Here is a 16,281-nt window from a genome sequence, read left to right as displayed (position 1 = left end):
ATCCTCCTGCGCGAGGCGGGCCGCCGGTGGTCCGGCGCGGCTTAGGGTGGTTCGAGCGGTAGCCCGATACCAGTGCTGGGATCGGACTCTAACAGCCCGGCGGTGATCCGGGCAGGTGTGCCCACGAACATACACCGGGTCCGATGTTAACGAGGGACACCGTCCCTTAGTAGACCGTGGCGCCCGTCAGTTGAAAACAACTGACGGGCGTCACGGCCGCGTTACGTCCTACAGCTCGGTGGTCGAGCCGCCAGCAGCAGCGATCTTCTCCTTGGCGGACGCACTGAACGCGTGCGCCGACACCTGGAGCGTCACGTTGCCGAGATCCCCGGCACCGAGCACCTTGACCGGCTGGCCCTTACGGACCGCACCCGCCTCGACGAGCTCGGACGGGCCGATCTGGCCGCCGTTGGGGAACAGCTCCGCGAGCCGGTCCAGGTTCACGACCTGGAACTCGACCCGGAAGTGGTTCTTGAAGCCCTTCAGCTTCGGCAGGCGCATGTGGATGGGCATCTGCCCACCCTCGAACGCCGCCGAGATGTTCTTGCGGGCCTTGGAGCCCTTGGTGCCCCGACCGGCGGTCTTGCCCTTGGAACCCTCACCACGACCCACACGGGTCTTGGCGGTCTTGGAACCGGGCGCCGGGCGCAGGTGATGGACCTTGATCGTCATTACTCGACCTCCTCGACCTTCACGAGGTGGCTCACGGTGAAGATCATGCCCCGAATCTCGGGCCGGTCCTCCTTGACCACCACGTCATTGATCCGCTTGAGACCGAGCGACCGCAGGGACTCCCGCTGGTTGTGCTTGGTCCCGATGTTGGATCGGAGCTGGGTGACCTTGAGCCGTGCCATCAGCGAGTCACCCCCGCCCGCGCCGCCAGCATGGCGGCCGGCGCGACATCCTCGACCGGCAGGCCGCGACGCTTCGCGACCGCCTCCGGCGACTCCAGCCCCTTCAGGGCCGCGACGGTGGCGTGCACGATGTTGATCGGGTTCGACGAGCCGAGGCTCTTGGAGAGCACGTCGTGGATCCCGGCGCACTCCAACACGGCCCGCACCGGTCCACCGGCGATAACACCCGTACCGGCGCTGGCCGGCTTGAGCAGGACGACGCCAGCGGCGTCCTCGCCCTGCACCGGGTGCGGGATCGACGCGGCGATCCGCGGCACCTTGAAGAAGTGCTTCTTGGCCTCCTCGACGCCCTTGGCGATCGCCGCGGGCACCTCCTTGGCCTTTCCGTAGCCCACACCGACGGTGCCGTCGCCGTCGCCCACGATCACCAGAGCGGTGAAGCTGAAGCGACGACCACCCTTCACGACCTTGGCGACACGGTTGATCGCGACGACCCGCTCGATGTGCGGCGTCTTTTCGACGGGCGCGTTTCCGCGGCCGCCCTCACGGCGGTTGTCGCGGCGACCACCCTCGTTGCCACCGGACCCGCCGCCACGGCGCTGTTGACCTGGCATCAGCGGCCTTCCTTATCTCTCGTGACGGGGTTACTAACTTGCGATCCTCGTCCGACGCGCATCAGACGCCCGTCAGAACTCGAGCCCGGCTTCGCGGGCGGCGTCGGCGAGCGCGGCGATCCGCCCCGCGTACCGGTTGCCACCGCGATCGAAGACGACCTTGGAGATGCCGGCGGCCTTGGCCCGCTCAGCCAGCAGAGCGCCGACCTTGCCGGCCAGGGCGCTCTTGTCGCCCTCGCCACCGCGCAGCGACGTGTCCAGGCTCGACGCCGACGCCAGGGTGTGTCCCTTGGTGTCGTCGACCACCTGGGCCGTGATGTTGCGCAGCGAGCGGGTGACGACCAACCGGGGACGGTCGGCGGTGCCGCTGACGTTCTTGCGAACCCGGAAGTGTCGCCGCGCCCGCCCGATGGCGCGCTTGGCGGCAACGCCGCGACGGCGCTTGAGCAGCGTGGCGCTCACTTCTTACCTGCCTTTCCAGCCTTGCGGCGGATGACCTCGCCCTGGTACTTCACGCCCTTGCCCTTGTAGGGCTCCGGCGGCCGGATCTTCCGGATCTTGGCGGCGACCTCACCGACCTGCTGCTTGTCGATGCCGGCCACGTGGAACAGGGTCGGCCGTTCGACGGTGAAGGTGATCCCGGCCGGAGCCGGAACGATCACCGGGTGCGAGAACCCGAGCGCAAACTCAAGGTCGCTGCCCTTGGCGGTGACCCGGTAACCGGTGCCGGCGATCTCCAGCGTCTTCCGGTAACCCTCGGTCACCCCGACGATCATGTTGGCCACCAGGGTACGGCTCAGGCCGTGCAGCTCCTTGGCGCGACGCTCGTCGTTGGGACGGGTCACCTCCAGCTGACCGTCCTCGCCCCGCTCCGCCTTGATCGGCTCGGCCAGGATGTGCGTGAGCTCGCCCTTGGGGCCCTTGACCTTCACGGTCGGCCCGGTGATCGTGACGTCGACACCGGCGGGGACCGGAATCAACTTACGTCCAATACGCGACATTTCTACCTGTCTCCCGTTACCAGACGAAGGCGAGGACTTCCCCGCCAACGCTCCGCTTGCGAGCCTGCCGGTCGGTGAGCAGGCCCTGGGACGTCGAAATGATCGCCACGCCCAGCCCGCCGAGCACCCGGGGGAGCCCGTCCGACTTGGCGTACACCCGCAGACCGGGCTTGGAGACGCGCTTGATACCCGCCAGGCTCCGCTCGCGGCTCTGGCCGTACTTCAGCTCGACGACCAGTCGCTTGCCGACGGCGCCCTCTTCGGGCTCCTCGACCGACCAGGTGGCGATGTAACCCTCGGTCTTGAGGACCTCGGCGATGTTCGCCTTGATCTTCGAGTAGGGCATCGTCACCCGGTCGTGGTACGCCTGGTTGGCGTTACGCAGACGCGTGAGCATGTCTGCGATGGGGTCAGTCATAGTCATTGGTGTTTGTCAGCCTTTCTCACCGCGGTTCCCGGGGCACGCGGCCCGGGGCCTACGGCGTTGCGATCCTCGCCCCGACCAACGGTCAGGACGCTGCTGGGCCTTTACCAGGATGCCTTCGACACGCCGGGCAGCTCACCGCGGTGGGCCATCTCCCGGATGCATACACGGCAGAGCCCGAACTTGCGGTAGACCGCCTTCGGACGACCACACCGCTGGCAACGGGTGTAGGCGCGAACCGAGAACTTCGGCTTCGCGGCCGCTTTGATGATCAGCGCCTTCTTCGCCATCTCAGTTCTCCTTGCTCGGGTCTTCACGGAACGGGAAGCCCAGGTGCTTCAGCAGCGCCCGGCCCTCGTCGTCCTTCGTGGCCGTGGTGACCACCGTGATGTCCATGCCCCGCTGCCGATCGATCCGGTCCTGGTCGATCTCGTGGAACACCGACTGCTCGGTCAGACCGAAGGTGTAGTTGCCGTGCCCGTCGAGCTTGCGCCCGTCCAGGCCGCGGAAGTCACGGATACGCGGCAGCGCGATGGAGAGCAGCCGGTCCAGGAACTCCCACATCCGGTCACCCCGCAGGGTCACCTTCGCGCCGATCGGCATGCCCTCACGCAGCTTGAACTGTGCGATGGACTTGGTCGCCCGCCGCACCTGCGGCTTCTGGCCGGTGATGGTGGCCAGGTCGCGAACCGCGCCGTCGATCAGCTTGGCGTCACGAGCCGCCTCGCCGACACCCATGTTGACGACGATCTTGACCAGACCCGGCACCTGCATCGGGTTCTGGTAACCGAACTGCTCACGCAGGGCGGCCGCGATCTCGTTGCGGTACCGCTCCTTGAGACGCGGCATGGTCTTGGCTTCGGTAGCCGTGCTCATCACAGGTCCTTACCGGTGCTACGCGCGACGCGGACCTTCTGGCCACTGTCGTCGATCCGGAACCCGACCCGGGTCGGGTTGCCGTCGGAGTCCAGGAGCTGCACATTCGAAATGTGAATCGGAGCCTCCTGGGTGACGATGCCACCGGTCTTGGCGCCACGCTGGGTGGTGCTGATGCGGGTGTGCTTCTTGACCCGGTTCACGCCCTCGACCAGGACCTTGTCCTGCCGCGGGTAGGCCGCGATGACCTTGCCCTTGGCACCCTTGTCCTTGCCGGCGATGACGACGACCGTGTCGCCCTTCTTGACCTTCACGGTCACAACACCTCCGGCGCGAGAGAGATGATCTTCATGAACCGCTTGTCCCGCAGCTCCCGGCCCACCGGGCCGAAGATGCGGGTACCGCGCGGGTCGCCACCGTCCTTGATGATGACGGCGGCATTCTCGTCGAAGCGGATGTACGAGCCGTCCGGCCGCCGCCGCTCCTTGGCGGTGCGAACGACGACCGCCTTGACGACGTCGCCCTTCTTCACACCAGCACCGGGAATGGCGTCCTTGACCGTGGCCACGATGACGTCGCCGATACTCGCGTAGCGCCGACCGGAGCCACCGAGAACCCGGATACACAGGATCTCCCGAGCACCCGTGTTGTCGGCGACGCGCAGTCGCGACTCCTGCTGAATCACGTCTATCTCCTATGTCTGCCGGTTCTCAGACGGCTGGTGTCTCCGGCTTGTGCCTTCCAGCCGGAAACTCATGCCGTCTGAGCCTGGCGGAACCCTGAGCTTGCTGGTCCGGTCTGCTCCGCAGCCCGTCCGGCTCTACTTGGCCTTTTCGAGGATCTCCACGATCCGCCACCGCTTGGTGGCGGAGAGCGGACGGGTCTCCATGAGCAGTACGCGGTCGCCAACGCCGCACGCGTTCTGCTCGTCGTGCACGTACAGCTTGCGCGTACGGCGCAGAACCTTGCCGTACAGCGCGTGCTTGACCCGGTCCTCAACCTCGACCACGACGGTCTTGTCCATCTTGTCGCCTACCACGAGCCCCTCGCGCACCTTGCGCTGGGCCCGCGGAGCGGTGGTGGTCCCCTCCGGGGCGGTCGTCTCGCTCATGATGCAGTCACCTCAGTCGGCGCGGCCGAGAGACCCAGCTCGCGCTCACGCATGATCGTGTAGATCCGGGCGATCTCCCGACGGATGACCTGTAGCCGGCGATTGTTGTCCAGCTGGCCGGTCGCGGACTGCACACGGAGGTTGAACAGCTCCGCCTTGGCCTCGCGCAGCTTCGCGACCAGCTCCTCTTCGGAGAGCTCACGCAGCTCGCCGGCCTTTACGCCCGCGGCCATCAGCTTTCACCCACTTCGCGTGTCACAATTCGGCACTTCATCGGGAGCTTGTGGATCGCGCGACGCATAGCCTCTCGCGCGGTCTGCTCATTGGGGAAGGACATCTCGAAGAGCACCCGTCCCGGCTTTACGTTGGCGACCCACCACTCGGGCGAGCCCTTACCGGAACCCATCCGGGTCTCAGCGGGCTTCTTGGTCAGGGCCTGGTCCGGGAAGACCGTGATCCAGACCTTTCCACCACGCTTGATGTGTCGGGTCATCGCAATACGCGCTGACTCGATCTGCCGGTTGGTGACGTACGCGGGCTCCAACGCCTGGATTCCGAACTCGCCGAACACCACCCGGTTGCCGCCCTTCGACGCGCCATGGCGGTCGGGGTGGTGCGGCTTGCGGAAGCCCTTCGGGGGCTTGCGCGGCATCAGCATCTGTCAGCCCTCCTGCGCTGAGCTGTCCGATCCGGCCGGAGCCGGAGTGGCCGGCGCGGCGCTAGCCGGCGCGGCCTGGTCGTTCGTGGCCTCGGCCGGGGTGCCGGCGAACTCCGCCGCCGCCGCGCGCCCGGCCTCGGTGCCGCCGGCGGTGGTGCCGGACGAGCCGGACCGCCCACGACGCGGCCGCTCGGGCCGGTCACTACGGTCGCGACGCGGACGGGCCGGGCCGGTCTCGGCCGGAGCTTCCCGACCGGGTACGGCGTCACCCTTGTAGATCCACACCTTCACGCCGATCCGGCCGAAGGTGGTCCGCGCCTCGAAGAAGCCGTACTCGATGTTGGCCCGCAGCGTGTGCAGCGGGACCCGACCCTCGCGGTAGAACTCGGTACGGCTCATCTCCGCACCGCCGAGGCGGCCGGAAACCTGCACCCGGATTCCCTTGACGATCGGGTTCTTCATCGCCGACTGCATGGCCTTGCGCATCGCCCGACGGAAGCTGACCCGGCTGGAGAGCTGCTCGGCCACGCCCTGGGCAACCAGCTGCGCGTCCGACTCGGGGTTCTTCACCTCAAGGATGTTCAGCTGGACCTGCTTGCCGGTCAGCTTCTCCAGCTCGCCACGGATCCGGTCGGCCTCCGCACCCTTACGGCCGATGACGATGCCCGGCCGGGCGGTGTGGATGTCGACCCGGACCCGGTCGCGGGTGCGCTCGATGTCGACCTTGGAAATACCGGCGCGCTCCAGGCCCTTGGACATCATCCGGCGGATCTTGACATCCTCGCCGATGTAGTCCTTGTAGAGCTTGTCCGCGAACCAGCGGGACTTCCAGTCGGTCGAGATGCCAAGCCGGAACCCAATCGGGTGAACCTTCTGACCCATTACTCGGCACCTTCCGTCTTGCTCTGCGTTTCGGCAGCCTCGGCCTCGGTGGCCGGCGCGACCTTGGCCGGTGCGGCCTTCTTCGCCCCGCCCCGCTTCGGCGTGGCCGGCGCAACGGCCTCGACCACGATGGTGATGTGGCTGGTCCGCTTGCGGATCCGGTACGCCCGGCCCTGCGCCCGCGGCCGGAACCGCTTCATGGTCGGGCCCTCGTCGACGTACGCCTCACTCACGAGCAGCGCGTCGGGGTCCAGCCGCTCGTTGTTCTCGGCGTTGGCGATCGCACTCGCGAGCACCTTGTAGACCTGCTCGCTCGCAGCCTGCGGCGCGAACTGGAGCACCGTGAGCGCCTCCTTCGCGGGCAGGCCGCGGACGAGGTTGACCACCCGGCGAGCCTTCGTCGCCGAGATGCCCACGTGCCGCGCAACCGCCCGCGCGCCCGGAAGCACCGGAGCGTCGCCCTTAACTGGCATCGCTGAAACCCCTTGATCCTTTATCCGTGGCCCGGCTCAGCGCCGGCGACTCTTCCGGTCGTCCTTCTCGTGACCCTTGAACGTGCGGGTCAGCGCAAACTCGCCGAGCTTGTGCCCGACCATCGCCTCGGTGACGAACACCGGAACGTGCTTGCGCCCGTCGTGCACGGCGATCGTGTGTCCGAGCATGTCCGGAATGATCATCGAACGCCGGGACCACGTCTTGATGACGTTCTTCGAGCCCTTGTCGTTCTGTACTTCCACCTTCTTGAGCAGGTGGTCGTCGACGAACGGGCCCTTCTTCAAGCTGCGAGGCATGTCTACCTAACTCCCTTAGCCGCGCTTGCGGGTCGCGTAGCGGCGGCGGACGATCAGCCGGTCGCTCGGCTGGCCCTTACGACGGGTGCGGCCCTCGGGCTTACCCTGCGGGTTCACCGGGTGACGACCACCGGACGTCTTGCCCTCACCACCACCGTGCGGGTGGTCGACCGGGTTCATCGCGACACCACGGACGGTCGGGCGCTTGCCCTTCCACCGCATGCGGCCGGCCTTGCCCCAGTTGATGTTTGACTGGTCGGCGTTGCCGATCTCGCCCACGGTCGCCCGGCAGCGCACGTCGACCCGCCGGATTTCACCGGAAGGCATACGCAGCGTGGCGTACGCACCCTCACGACCCAGCAGCTGGATACCGACGCCAGCCGAACGGGCCATCTTGGCCCCGCCGCCCGGGCGCAGCTCCACGCAGTTCACGGTGGTACCCACCGGGATGTTGCGCAGCGGAAGGTTGTTGCCCGGCTTGATGTCGGCGGTCGGGCCCGACTCCACCGCGTCGCCCTGCTTCAGGTCCTTCGGCGCCACGATGTAGCGCTTCTCGCCGTCGGCGTAGTGCAGCAACGCGATGCGCGCGGTGCGGTTCGGGTCGTACTCGATGTGCGCGACCTTGGCCGGCACGCCGTCCTTGTCGACCCGCTTGAAGTCGATCAGCCGGTACTGCCGCTTGTGGCCGCCGCCGTGGTGCCGGGTGGTGATCCGGCCGTGGGCGTTACGCCCACCCTTCTTCGGCAGCGGAGCCAGCAGCGACTTCTCGGGAGTCGACCTGGTGATCTCGGCGAAGTCGGCGACGCTGGAGCCACGTCGGCCAGGCGTCGTCGGCTTGTATTTACGGATTGCCATTGTCTACACCCCTCAGCTGACCGGGCCGCCGAAGGCCTCGATGCGGTCGCCGTCAGCCAGCTTCACCATCGCGCGCTTCGTGGCCTTGCGCTGGCCGAACCCATTGCGGGTCCGCTTGCGCTTGCCCTCGCGGTTGAGCGTGTTCACCGTCAGGACGCGCACGTCGAAGATCTGCTGGATAGCGATCTTGATCGCGGTCTTGTTCGCGTCCGGGTGCACCAGGAAGGTGTACCAGTTACGGTTCAGCTCGCTGTAGCTCTTCTCGGAGACGACCGGCGCGACGATGATGTCCCGCGGGTCGGCGATCGTTGTCACTTCTCGTCGCCCTCACTTCCGGACTCGTCCGCGGCCTGCGCCGCCGCCGGAACCCGCAGGAACTCGTCCAGCGCGTCCCGGGTGAAGATCACGTCATCGGCCACCAGCACGTCGTACGTGTTGAGCTGGCCGGACTCGATCAGGTGCACCCGCGGCTCGTTGCGCAGCGAGAGCCAGTTGATCTCGTCGGTCCGGCTCAGCACGACCAGGGCGCGCTTGGCCTCGGTCAGCTTGATCAGCGTGGCCAGGGCCGCCTTGGTCGACGGCTTCTCGCCACCGACGAACGACTCCACCACGTGCACCTGACCCGCGCGCGCCCGGTCCGACAGGGCACCGCGCAGCGCGGCGGCCTTCATCTTCTTCGGGGTCCGCTGGCTGTAGTCACGCGGCACCGGGCCGTGGACGACGCCGCCACCGGCGAACTGCGGCGCGCGGATCGAGCCCTGACGGGCGCGACCGGTGCCCTTCTGCTTGTACGGCTTCTTGCCGCCACCGGCGACCTCACCGCGGGTCTTCGCCTTGTGCGTGCCCTGGCGCGCGGCGGCCAGCTGGGCCACCACGACCTGGTGCATCAGCGAGAGGTTCGCCTGCACGTCGAAGATGCTGTCGGGCAGCTCGACCGAGCCGCTCTTGCCACCCTCGACGGTGCGCACGTCAACGGAGGTCACTTCGCCACACCGCCCTTCTTCGCCTGCGCCTTGGCCGCGGAACGAACCAGCACCAGGGCGCCCTTGGGGCCCGGGATGGCGCCGCGGACGAGCAGCAGGTTCTGCTCGGCGTCGACCGCCTGGATCACCAGGTTCTGCACGGTGAAGCGGCGCGCACCCATCCGACCGGCCATCTTGACGCCCTTGAAGACGCGACCGGGGGTCGCGCAGGCGCCGATGGAGCCGGGCGAGCGGTGCTTGCGCTCGACACCGTGGCTGGCACGCAGGCCGTGGAAGCCGTGCCGCTTCATGACACCGGCGAAGCCCTTGCCCTTGGTCCGACCGGTCACGTCGATCGACCCGCCCGGGGCGAAGGAGTCAACGGTGACCTCCTGACCGAGCTCGTACTCCGAGGCGTCGACGGTGCGCAGCTCGACGATGTGCCGCCGAGGGGCCACACCGGACTTCGCGAAGTGCCCGGCCCGCGGCTTCTTGACCTTGCGCGGGTCAACTACGCCGTACGCCAACTGGATCGCGGAGTACCCGTCCTTGTCGGTGGTACGGACCTGGCTCACGACGCACGGGCCGGCCTGCACCACGGTCACCGGGACAACGCGGTTGTTGTCCCAGACCTGGGTCATGCCGAGCTTGGCCCCCAGGATGCCCTTAACTTGCCTGTCCATTAGTCCGGTCCCTACAGCTTGATCTCGATGTCGACGCCAGCCGGCAGGTCGAGGCGCATGAGCGAGTCGACCGTCTTCGGGGTCGGGTCGATGATGTCGATCAGACGCTTGTGCGTGCGCATTTCGAAGTGCTCGCGCGAGTCCTTGTACTTGTGCGGCGAACGGATCACGCAGAAACGGTTGATCTCCGTGGGCAGCGGCACCGGGCCCGCGACCTGCGCCCCGGTGCGCGTCACCGTCTCCACGATCTTCCGCGCCGAGGAGTCGACGACCTCGTGGTCATAGGCCTTGAGCCGGATGCGGATCTTCTGTCCCGCCATGGTGGCTTCTGTTCCTTCTCTCGATGCCGCTGTCTTGCGGGTGCTCACCACCTGGTAGAGCCCCACTTCGCCGACCCCCGCGGTCGGGCGTGTCGCGCTCCGGGATCAGACTCCGCCCGGGGTTACCCGAGGCGATCTGACCTTCGCGGGTCGGTCGAGGCGTCCGCCATGCAGGACATGACATGGACGCCGTGCGAGGGTGGTTGACCACCGTGGCGGTCAACCACCCCACGCGCGACTCTTCGCCGACGCTCGCCCGGGACTCCCGGACACACGCCAACAAACGGTCGGTACGCAACCTGAGTAGTATGCCGTACTACCGCACGGCAACCTAATCGGGGTTACCTTTTACTTGGTGATCTTCGTGACGAACCCGGCGCCGACCGTCCGGCCACCCTCACGAATCGCGAACTTGAGGTTGTCCTCCATCGCGATGGGCTGGATGAGCTTGACGGACATCGTCGTGTTGTCGCCCGGCATGACCATCTCGGTGCCCTCGGGCAGCGTGACAACGCCGGTGACGTCCGTGGTCCGGAAGTAGAACTGCGGACGGTAGTTCTGGAAGAACGGGGTGTGCCGTCCACCCTCCTCCTTGGAGAGGATGTAGACGGTCGCCTCGAACTCGGTGTGCGGGGTGTTCGACCCCGGCTTCACCACGACCATGCCACGCTCGACCTCGTCGCGCTTGGTACCGCGCAGCAGGAGGCCGACGTTCTCGCCTGCGCGAGCGTCCTCCAGGGTCTTGCGGAACATCTCGATCGCGGTGACCTTGGTCTTGAAGCTCTTCTCCTTGATACCGACGAGCTCGACATCCTCGTTCGGCAGGAGAACGCCACGCTCGACCTTGCCGGTGACGACAGTGCCACGACCGGTGATCGTGAACACGTCCTCGACCGGCATCAGGAACGGCTTGTCAGTCTCGCGAACCGGCTGCGGGATCGAGGTGTCGACCGCGCTCATCAGGTCCATGAGCTTGTCGGTCCACTCCGGGTCGCCTTCGAGCGCCTTCAGCGCCGAGACACGGACGACCGGCAGGTCGTCGCCCGGGTACTCCTGGTTCGAGAGCAGCTCCCGAACCTCAAGCTCGACGAGCTCAAGGAGTTCCTCGTCATCGACCATGTCGCTCTTGTTCAGCGCCACGACGATGTACGGCACGCCAACCTGGCGGGCCAGCAGCACGTGCTCGCGGGTCTGCGGCATCGGGCCGTCGGTCGCCGCGACCACCAGGATCGCGCCGTCCATCTGCGCGGCACCGGTGATCATGTTCTTGATGTAGTCGGCGTGACCGGGGCAGTCAACGTGCGCGTAGTGCCGCGCCTCGGTCTGGTACTCGACGTGTGCGATCGAGATCGTGATGCCGCGGGCCTTCTCCTCCGGCGCCTTGTCGATCTCGTCGAACGGCGTGTACGGGTTGAGGTCGGGCATCTTGTCGTGCAGGACCTTGGTGATGGCCGCCGTCAGCGTCGTCTTACCGTGGTCGATGTGACCAATGGTGCCGATGTTGACGTGCGGCTTAGTCCGCTCGAACTTCGCCTTCGCCACTGGTGTCCTCCTGTGGACTTCTTGGTTAGTACGCCCGGCGCCATACGGCGTTCAGGACTCTGTCGACAGCCTTACCGGCCGATTTCCGGCCGGGAAGTACTTGGGTCTTGCGGCGGTGAAACCTTCAGGCCTGGTCTCTTGCAGCCCGGCCCGGGCAGACCGCGGGCGAGATTACCCGCCCATGGCCTTAGCGGTATCACCGGCCCGGCTACGGGCGAGCGAAGCGTTTCCGCTCACTCACCCGTCGCCTTCGCGATGATCTCCTTCGCGACGCTCTGCGGAACCTCGGCGTAGGAGTCGAACTGCATGCTGTAGCTAGCCCGGCCCTGGGTCTTCGACCGCAGGTCGCCGACATAGCCGAACATCTCCGACAGCGGCACCAGGGCGCGGACGATGCGAGCACCGCTCCGCTCCTCCATGGCCTGGATGATGCCGCGGCGGGAGTTGATGTCGCCGATGACGTCACCCATGTTTTCCTCAGGGGTGGTGACCTCGACGGCCATCATCGGCTCAAGTAGTGCGGGATCGGCCTTGCGGGCCGCTTCCTTGAGCACCATCGAGCCGGCAATCTTGAACGCCATTTCAGACGAGTCGACCTCGTGGTACTGCCCGTCGAGCAGCGTCAGCTTCAGGCCGACCAGCGGGTAACCGGCCAGGGTGCCGTACTGCATGGCGTCCTGGGCGCCGGCGTCCACCGACGGGATGAACTCCCGCGGGATACGACCACCGCTGACCGCGTTCACGAACTCGTACGTCGGCTGGTCGTTGCCCAGCGGCAGCGGCTCAAGGCTGACGATGACGCGGGCGTACTGGCCCGAACCACCGGTCTGCTTCTTGTGCGTGTGCTCGACCTTGTCCACCTTGCGGCGGATGGTCTCGCGGTACGCCACCTGCGGCTTGCCGATGTTGGCCTCGACGTTGAACTCGCGGCGCATCCGGTCGACCAGGATGTCCAGGTGCAGCTCGCCCATGCCGGAGATGACGGTCTGGCCGGTCTCCTCGTCGAGCCGGACCCGGAAGGTCGGGTCCTCCTCGGCCAGCCGCTGGATAGCGGTGCCGAGCTTCTCCTGGTCAGACTTGGTCTTCGGCTCGATCGCCACGTTGATGACCGGCTCCGGGAACGTCATCGATTCCAGGATGACCGGGTTCGACGGGTCGGAGAGCGTGTCACCGGTGGTGGTCTGCTTCAGACCCTGGACCGCGATGATGTCGCCAGCCTGCGCCGTGGGGCGCTCTTCCCGCTTGTTGGCGTGCATCTGGTAGATCTTGCCGATCCGCTCCTTGCGGTCCTTGGTGGAGTTGACCACCTGGGAACCGGATTCGAGCGTGCCGGAGTAGACCCGTACGTAGGTGAGCTTGCCGAGGTGCTTGTCGGTCTGGATCTTGAAGGCCAGGCCGGCGAACGGCTCCTTGTTCGAGGGCTTGCGCAGCACGACGGTCTCGCCGTCGAGCGCGGTGCCCTCGACCGCCGGGATGTCCAGCGGCGACGGCAGGAAGTCGACCACGGCGTCGAGCATGGGCTGGACGCCCTTGTTCTTGAACGCCGAACCGCAGAGCACCGGGTTCGCCTTGCCCGCGATCGTGGCCCGCCGGATGGCGGACTTGATCTCGTCGACGGGGATGTCCTCACCTTCGAGGTACTTCTCCATCACCGAGTCGTCGACGTCGGCCAGCGTCTCCAGCAGCTTGTCGCGCCACTCGGCGGCGGACTCGGCGAGGTCGGCCGGGATCTCCTCGATCGCGTAGTCCTCGCCCTTCTGGGTCTCGCCACGCCAGGTCAGCGCCCGCATGCCGATCAGGTCCACGACACCGATGTGGTCGCCTTCGAGCCCGATCGGGATCTGGAGCACCAGCGGGGTGGCGTTCAGCCGGTCGATCATCATCTGCACGCAGCGGAAGAAGTCGGCACCGGTCCGGTCGAGCTTGTTGACGAAGCACATCCGGGGGACGTTGTACTTGTCCGCCTGGCGCCAGACGTTCTCGGTCTGCGGCTCGACGCCGGCGACCCCGTCGTACACCGCGACCGCACCGTCCAGCACCCGCAGCGACCGCTCGACCTCGACCGTGAAGTCGACGTGGCCGGGCGTGTCGATGATCTGGATCGTGTGGCCCTTCCACTCACACTTGGTGGCGGCGGAGGTGATGGTGATTCCCCGCTCCTGCTCCTGCTCCATCCAGTCCATGACGGCGGCGCCCTCGTGGACCTCACCGATCTTGTACGTGATGCCGGTGTAGAACAGGATCCGCTCGGTGGTCGTGGTCTTACCAGCATCGATGTGCGCCATGATGCCGATGTTGCGTACCTTGGCGAGCGCGTCTGCGGCGGCCACTTCAATCCCTACTTATCGTCGTCTCGACAACCTGGTCGTGCCGCCGCCCTGCGGCGGCGGCACGAGGCGTGTTACCAGCGGTAGTGCGCGAAGGCCTTGTTCGACTCGGCCATCTTGTGCGTGTCCTCGCGCCGCTTGACGGCGGCACCGAGGCCGTTGCTCGCGTCGAGCAGCTCGTTCATCAGGCGCTCGATCATCGTCTTTTCCCGGCGCGCCTTGGAGTACGTGACCAGCCAGCGCAGGCCGAGGGTGGTCGCCCGGGCCGGGCGCACCTCGACCGGCACCTGGTAGGTCGCGCCACCGACCCGGCGGCTGCGCACCTCCAGGGTCGGCTTCACGTTGTCCATCGCCCGCTTGAGGGTGACTACCGGATCGGTGCCCGACTTCTCACGGCAGCCCTCAAGGGCGCCGTAGACGATGCGCTCGGCGAGCTGACGCTTACCGCGGAGCAGGATCTTGTTCACCAGTTGGGTGACCAGCGGCGAGTTGTACACCGGGTCGGCGACCAACGGCCGGCGCGGAGCGGGTCCCTTACGCGGCATGTCAGCTCTTCTCCTTCTTCGCGCCGTAACGGCTGCGCGCCTGCTTGCGGTTACGAACGCCCTGGGTGTCCAGCGAGCCGCGGACGATCTTGTAGCGCACGCCGGGGAGGTCCTTCACCCGGCCGCCGCGAACCAGCACGATCGAGTGCTCCTGAAGGTTGTGCCCGACGCCGGGAATGTACGCCGTCACCTCGATCTGGCTGCTCAGCTTCACACGGGCGACCTTGCGCAGCGCCGAGTTCGGCTTCTTCGGGGTGGTGGTGTAAACACGCGTGCACACGCCGCGCCGCTGCGGGCTGCCCTTCAGCGCGGGCGTCTTGGTCTTCGTTGTCTTAGCTTGGCGGCCCTTTCGGACCAACTGCTGAATGGTGGGCACCGGGTTTTCCGCTCCCTCCGACCGCCTGCCCGGCGGTCGCGCCTTGGTCGTAGTCGCCCGGGTGGGTGACTCTCCTACATTCCAACCGAACCCGTCCGCGGATGGCTCCGGCACCCGCGGTCGGGCGTGTCGCCCGTCCACGGTCCCGCTGCGCGCTTTCGCCCGCACCGGTTTTATCCGGTCAGCGGACATCGCCCGCCGACCTCTTCGACTGTGTCGTGACGCTGCTCGATGGCCGGATACCGGCTCCGGAGCACGCACGAGTTGCCCGGGCGAGCCCGGGCACGAGGGGAAGGGTACCTACCAGAAGCACCCAGGTCAAAACGGGGTTCCCCGAAAAAGCCACGCTCGGCTTGCCGGCCCGTCCCGCCCGAGCACCCACAGCAGGCACCACTAGCAGCAAGTGTACCGACCCCGCAGGAATTCGACCCGGCCGGCCCCCGGACCAGGCCCGGCGCCGGCTCAGCCGACCTGTAGCAGCACCGCCATCCCGAACCCGACCACGGTCAGCCCGAGCCCGGCCGCACCGCACCAGCTGCCCGCGACCGCCAGCCCGGTGCCGACGAACCGGACCCCGGACGGGGCCGCGGCGAGCCGGGTCTGCCGCCGCCCGAGCACGCCGAGCACGATCGCCGCGCCGCCGAGCAGCGCGCCCAGGACGCCGAACGCACCGGCCACCCAGGCACCCCACCCCCCGCTCACGCCGACCAGTCCGAAGCAGAACACCACCAGCGAGACGACGATGGCGCCGATGCCGGCAACCAGCGAGCCGACCGCCAGCCCGGAGGTGATCGGCGGCACATCCAGGTAGGCCAGGCCGAACGGCGTACCGGGAACGGGGTCGACCCGGCGGGGTGGGCGCCACGTCTCGCGCGGTGGCTGGGGCACCGGGGCCGGTCGCCCTCCGCGGGCCGGTGCCGGCACGGTCGCGGGAAGACCCGACGACGGGTACGCCGGCGGCTGGCCCCCCGGTCCCGAGGGTGGCCGCGCCTCTTCCGTCACCGACGTCCCCCTCCGACAGCCATGCCCCTTCGGGGTGCGGACCGGGACGGTCCTCCCACGGGGTCCTCACACTCTAGGCGGTACCCCACCGGGCCGGCGCGCTAGTCGATGGTGGGTGCGAAGTCCTGGCCGCCGGGTGTACCGGCGAGGTTCAGCAGACCGATCACGGTCACCACCACGGCGGTGGCGACGGCGAGCGCGATTCCGGCCCGGGCCAGGCGCTCGCCCCGGTCCAGTAGCGCGGCGCCGGTGAGGTAACCGGCCGAGGCGTACGCCTCCCGGCGCGCCTGCCGGGCCAGCAGCAGGGCGACCGCGGCCGGCACGATGCCGCCGAGGAACACCCCGGTCAGCGCGGCCACCAGGCCCAGCGCGAAGACCGCCCGCGCCTTCGTCGAGCGTTTCGGATCCGGGTCGAGCGGGTGCCGCAGTAGCGGTCCGGGCAGGGTCACCGGCGTCAT

27 protein-coding genes are annotated in these 16,281 nt (G+C 67.6%); all 27 read right to left on the bottom strand.

What is annotated here, in order from left to right:
* Positions 1-228: 228 nt before the first annotated feature.
* The gene (gene rplO, locus OG792_RS03135; protein WP_329107153.1) at positions 229-672 is read right to left on the bottom strand and encodes a 50S ribosomal protein L15; all 444 of its coding nucleotides are present in this window, start codon (positions 670-672) and stop codon (positions 229-231) included.
* Complete coding sequence (rpmD, locus tag OG792_RS03130) at positions 672-854, bottom strand: 50S ribosomal protein L30 (protein ID WP_329107151.1); 183 nt, start codon at positions 852-854, stop codon at positions 672-674. The genes rplO and rpmD overlap by 1 nt, the downstream gene beginning before the upstream one ends.
* Entirely contained in the window at positions 854-1,468 is a 615-nt protein-coding gene (gene rpsE, locus OG792_RS03125) for a 30S ribosomal protein S5 (RefSeq protein ID WP_121158417.1), read from the bottom strand. The genes rpmD and rpsE overlap by 1 nt, the downstream gene beginning before the upstream one ends.
* A gap of 72 nt (positions 1,469-1,540) precedes the next feature.
* A complete protein-coding gene (gene rplR / locus OG792_RS03120) occupies positions 1,541-1,930 on the bottom strand; it encodes a 50S ribosomal protein L18 (protein WP_329107149.1) in 390 nt (129 codons plus the stop codon).
* On the bottom strand, positions 1,927-2,469 hold the full coding sequence (rplF, locus tag OG792_RS03115) for a 50S ribosomal protein L6 (protein ID WP_329107147.1): 543 nt from the start codon (positions 2,467-2,469) through the stop codon (positions 1,927-1,929). The genes rplR and rplF overlap by 4 nt, the downstream gene beginning before the upstream one ends.
* A 16-nt stretch (positions 2,470-2,485) precedes the next feature.
* A complete protein-coding gene (gene rpsH / locus OG792_RS03110) occupies positions 2,486-2,893 on the bottom strand; it encodes a 30S ribosomal protein S8 (protein ID WP_161685893.1) in 408 nt (135 codons plus the stop codon).
* A 104-nt stretch (positions 2,894-2,997) separates the two neighbouring features.
* Positions 2,998-3,183 (bottom strand): type Z 30S ribosomal protein S14, encoded by a 186-nt coding sequence (locus OG792_RS03105; protein WP_007465272.1) that lies wholly within the window; start codon positions 3,181-3,183, stop codon positions 2,998-3,000.
* Between the two features lies 1 nt (position 3,184).
* On the bottom strand, positions 3,185-3,769 hold the full coding sequence (rplE, locus tag OG792_RS03100) for a 50S ribosomal protein L5 (protein WP_121158413.1): 585 nt from the start codon (positions 3,767-3,769) through the stop codon (positions 3,185-3,187).
* Complete coding sequence (rplX, locus tag OG792_RS03095; protein WP_326561088.1) at positions 3,769-4,089, bottom strand: 50S ribosomal protein L24; 321 nt, start codon at positions 4,087-4,089, stop codon at positions 3,769-3,771. The genes rplE and rplX overlap by 1 nt, the downstream gene beginning before the upstream one ends.
* Positions 4,086-4,454, bottom strand: a complete 369-nt coding sequence (gene rplN, locus OG792_RS03090) for a 50S ribosomal protein L14 (protein WP_007465279.1) — start codon at positions 4,452-4,454, stop codon at positions 4,086-4,088. The genes rplX and rplN overlap by 4 nt, the downstream gene beginning before the upstream one ends.
* A gap of 135 nt (positions 4,455-4,589) precedes the next feature.
* Positions 4,590-4,880: a 30S ribosomal protein S17 gene (gene rpsQ, locus OG792_RS03085; protein ID WP_326561089.1), complete on the bottom strand. Its 291-nt coding sequence runs from the start codon at positions 4,878-4,880 to the stop codon at positions 4,590-4,592.
* Positions 4,877-5,113: a 50S ribosomal protein L29 gene (rpmC, locus tag OG792_RS03080; protein ID WP_329107143.1), complete on the bottom strand. Its 237-nt coding sequence runs from the start codon at positions 5,111-5,113 to the stop codon at positions 4,877-4,879. The genes rpsQ and rpmC overlap by 4 nt, the downstream gene beginning before the upstream one ends.
* Positions 5,113-5,538, bottom strand: a complete 426-nt coding sequence (gene rplP, locus OG792_RS03075; RefSeq protein WP_121158410.1) for a 50S ribosomal protein L16 — start codon at positions 5,536-5,538, stop codon at positions 5,113-5,115. Before rplP ends, rpmC begins: the two co-directional genes overlap by 1 nt.
* 3 nt (positions 5,539-5,541) lie before the next feature.
* The gene (rpsC, locus tag OG792_RS03070; protein WP_329107140.1) at positions 5,542-6,420 is read right to left on the bottom strand and encodes a 30S ribosomal protein S3; all 879 of its coding nucleotides are present in this window, start codon (positions 6,418-6,420) and stop codon (positions 5,542-5,544) included.
* Positions 6,420-6,893 (bottom strand): 50S ribosomal protein L22, encoded by a 474-nt coding sequence (rplV, locus tag OG792_RS03065; RefSeq protein ID WP_329107138.1) that lies wholly within the window; start codon positions 6,891-6,893, stop codon positions 6,420-6,422. The genes rpsC and rplV overlap by 1 nt, the downstream gene beginning before the upstream one ends.
* A 36-nt stretch (positions 6,894-6,929) precedes the next feature.
* Positions 6,930-7,211, bottom strand: a complete 282-nt coding sequence (rpsS, locus tag OG792_RS03060; protein WP_326561093.1) for a 30S ribosomal protein S19 — start codon at positions 7,209-7,211, stop codon at positions 6,930-6,932.
* 15 nt (positions 7,212-7,226) lie between these two features.
* A complete protein-coding gene (gene rplB / locus OG792_RS03055; protein WP_329107135.1) occupies positions 7,227-8,066 on the bottom strand; it encodes a 50S ribosomal protein L2 in 840 nt (279 codons plus the stop codon).
* A 12-nt stretch (positions 8,067-8,078) separates the two neighbouring features.
* Entirely contained in the window at positions 8,079-8,381 is a 303-nt protein-coding gene (gene rplW, locus OG792_RS03050) for a 50S ribosomal protein L23 (protein ID WP_329107134.1), read from the bottom strand.
* Positions 8,378-9,049 (bottom strand): 50S ribosomal protein L4, encoded by a 672-nt coding sequence (rplD, locus tag OG792_RS03045; RefSeq protein WP_329107132.1) that lies wholly within the window; start codon positions 9,047-9,049, stop codon positions 8,378-8,380. Before rplD ends, rplW begins: the two co-directional genes overlap by 4 nt.
* A complete protein-coding gene (gene rplC, locus OG792_RS03040) occupies positions 9,046-9,711 on the bottom strand; it encodes a 50S ribosomal protein L3 (protein WP_329107130.1) in 666 nt (221 codons plus the stop codon). The genes rplD and rplC overlap by 4 nt, the downstream gene beginning before the upstream one ends.
* A gap of 11 nt (positions 9,712-9,722) precedes the next feature.
* On the bottom strand, positions 9,723-10,031 hold the full coding sequence (rpsJ, locus tag OG792_RS03035; RefSeq protein ID WP_007073037.1) for a 30S ribosomal protein S10: 309 nt from the start codon (positions 10,029-10,031) through the stop codon (positions 9,723-9,725).
* Between the two features lie 348 nt (positions 10,032-10,379).
* The gene (tuf, locus tag OG792_RS03030) at positions 10,380-11,573 is read right to left on the bottom strand and encodes an elongation factor Tu (protein WP_329107128.1); all 1,194 of its coding nucleotides are present in this window, start codon (positions 11,571-11,573) and stop codon (positions 10,380-10,382) included.
* Positions 11,574-11,806: 233 nt separating this feature from the next.
* The gene (fusA, locus tag OG792_RS03025) at positions 11,807-13,903 is read right to left on the bottom strand and encodes an elongation factor G (protein ID WP_329107126.1); all 2,097 of its coding nucleotides are present in this window, start codon (positions 13,901-13,903) and stop codon (positions 11,807-11,809) included.
* Positions 13,904-13,974: 71 nt separating this feature from the next.
* The gene (rpsG, locus tag OG792_RS03020) at positions 13,975-14,445 is read right to left on the bottom strand and encodes a 30S ribosomal protein S7 (RefSeq protein WP_121158400.1); all 471 of its coding nucleotides are present in this window, start codon (positions 14,443-14,445) and stop codon (positions 13,975-13,977) included.
* 1 nt (position 14,446) lies between these two features.
* Positions 14,447-14,821: a 30S ribosomal protein S12 gene (gene rpsL / locus OG792_RS03015; protein WP_007465318.1), complete on the bottom strand. Its 375-nt coding sequence runs from the start codon at positions 14,819-14,821 to the stop codon at positions 14,447-14,449.
* A 462-nt stretch (positions 14,822-15,283) separates the two neighbouring features.
* Positions 15,284-15,709 (bottom strand): hypothetical protein, encoded by a 426-nt coding sequence (locus OG792_RS03010; RefSeq protein ID WP_329107124.1) that lies wholly within the window; start codon positions 15,707-15,709, stop codon positions 15,284-15,286.
* 215 nt (positions 15,710-15,924) lie between these two features.
* Positions 15,925-16,281, bottom strand: a complete 357-nt coding sequence (locus OG792_RS03005; RefSeq protein WP_329111076.1) for a hypothetical protein — start codon at positions 16,279-16,281, stop codon at positions 15,925-15,927.

This window comes from Micromonospora sp. NBC_01699, from assembly GCF_036250065.1.
Lineage (GTDB): Bacteria > Actinomycetota > Actinomycetes > Mycobacteriales > Micromonosporaceae > Micromonospora_G.
Note: the sequence above shows the minus strand (reverse complement) of the source record. Positions and strands in the feature narration are given on the sequence as shown.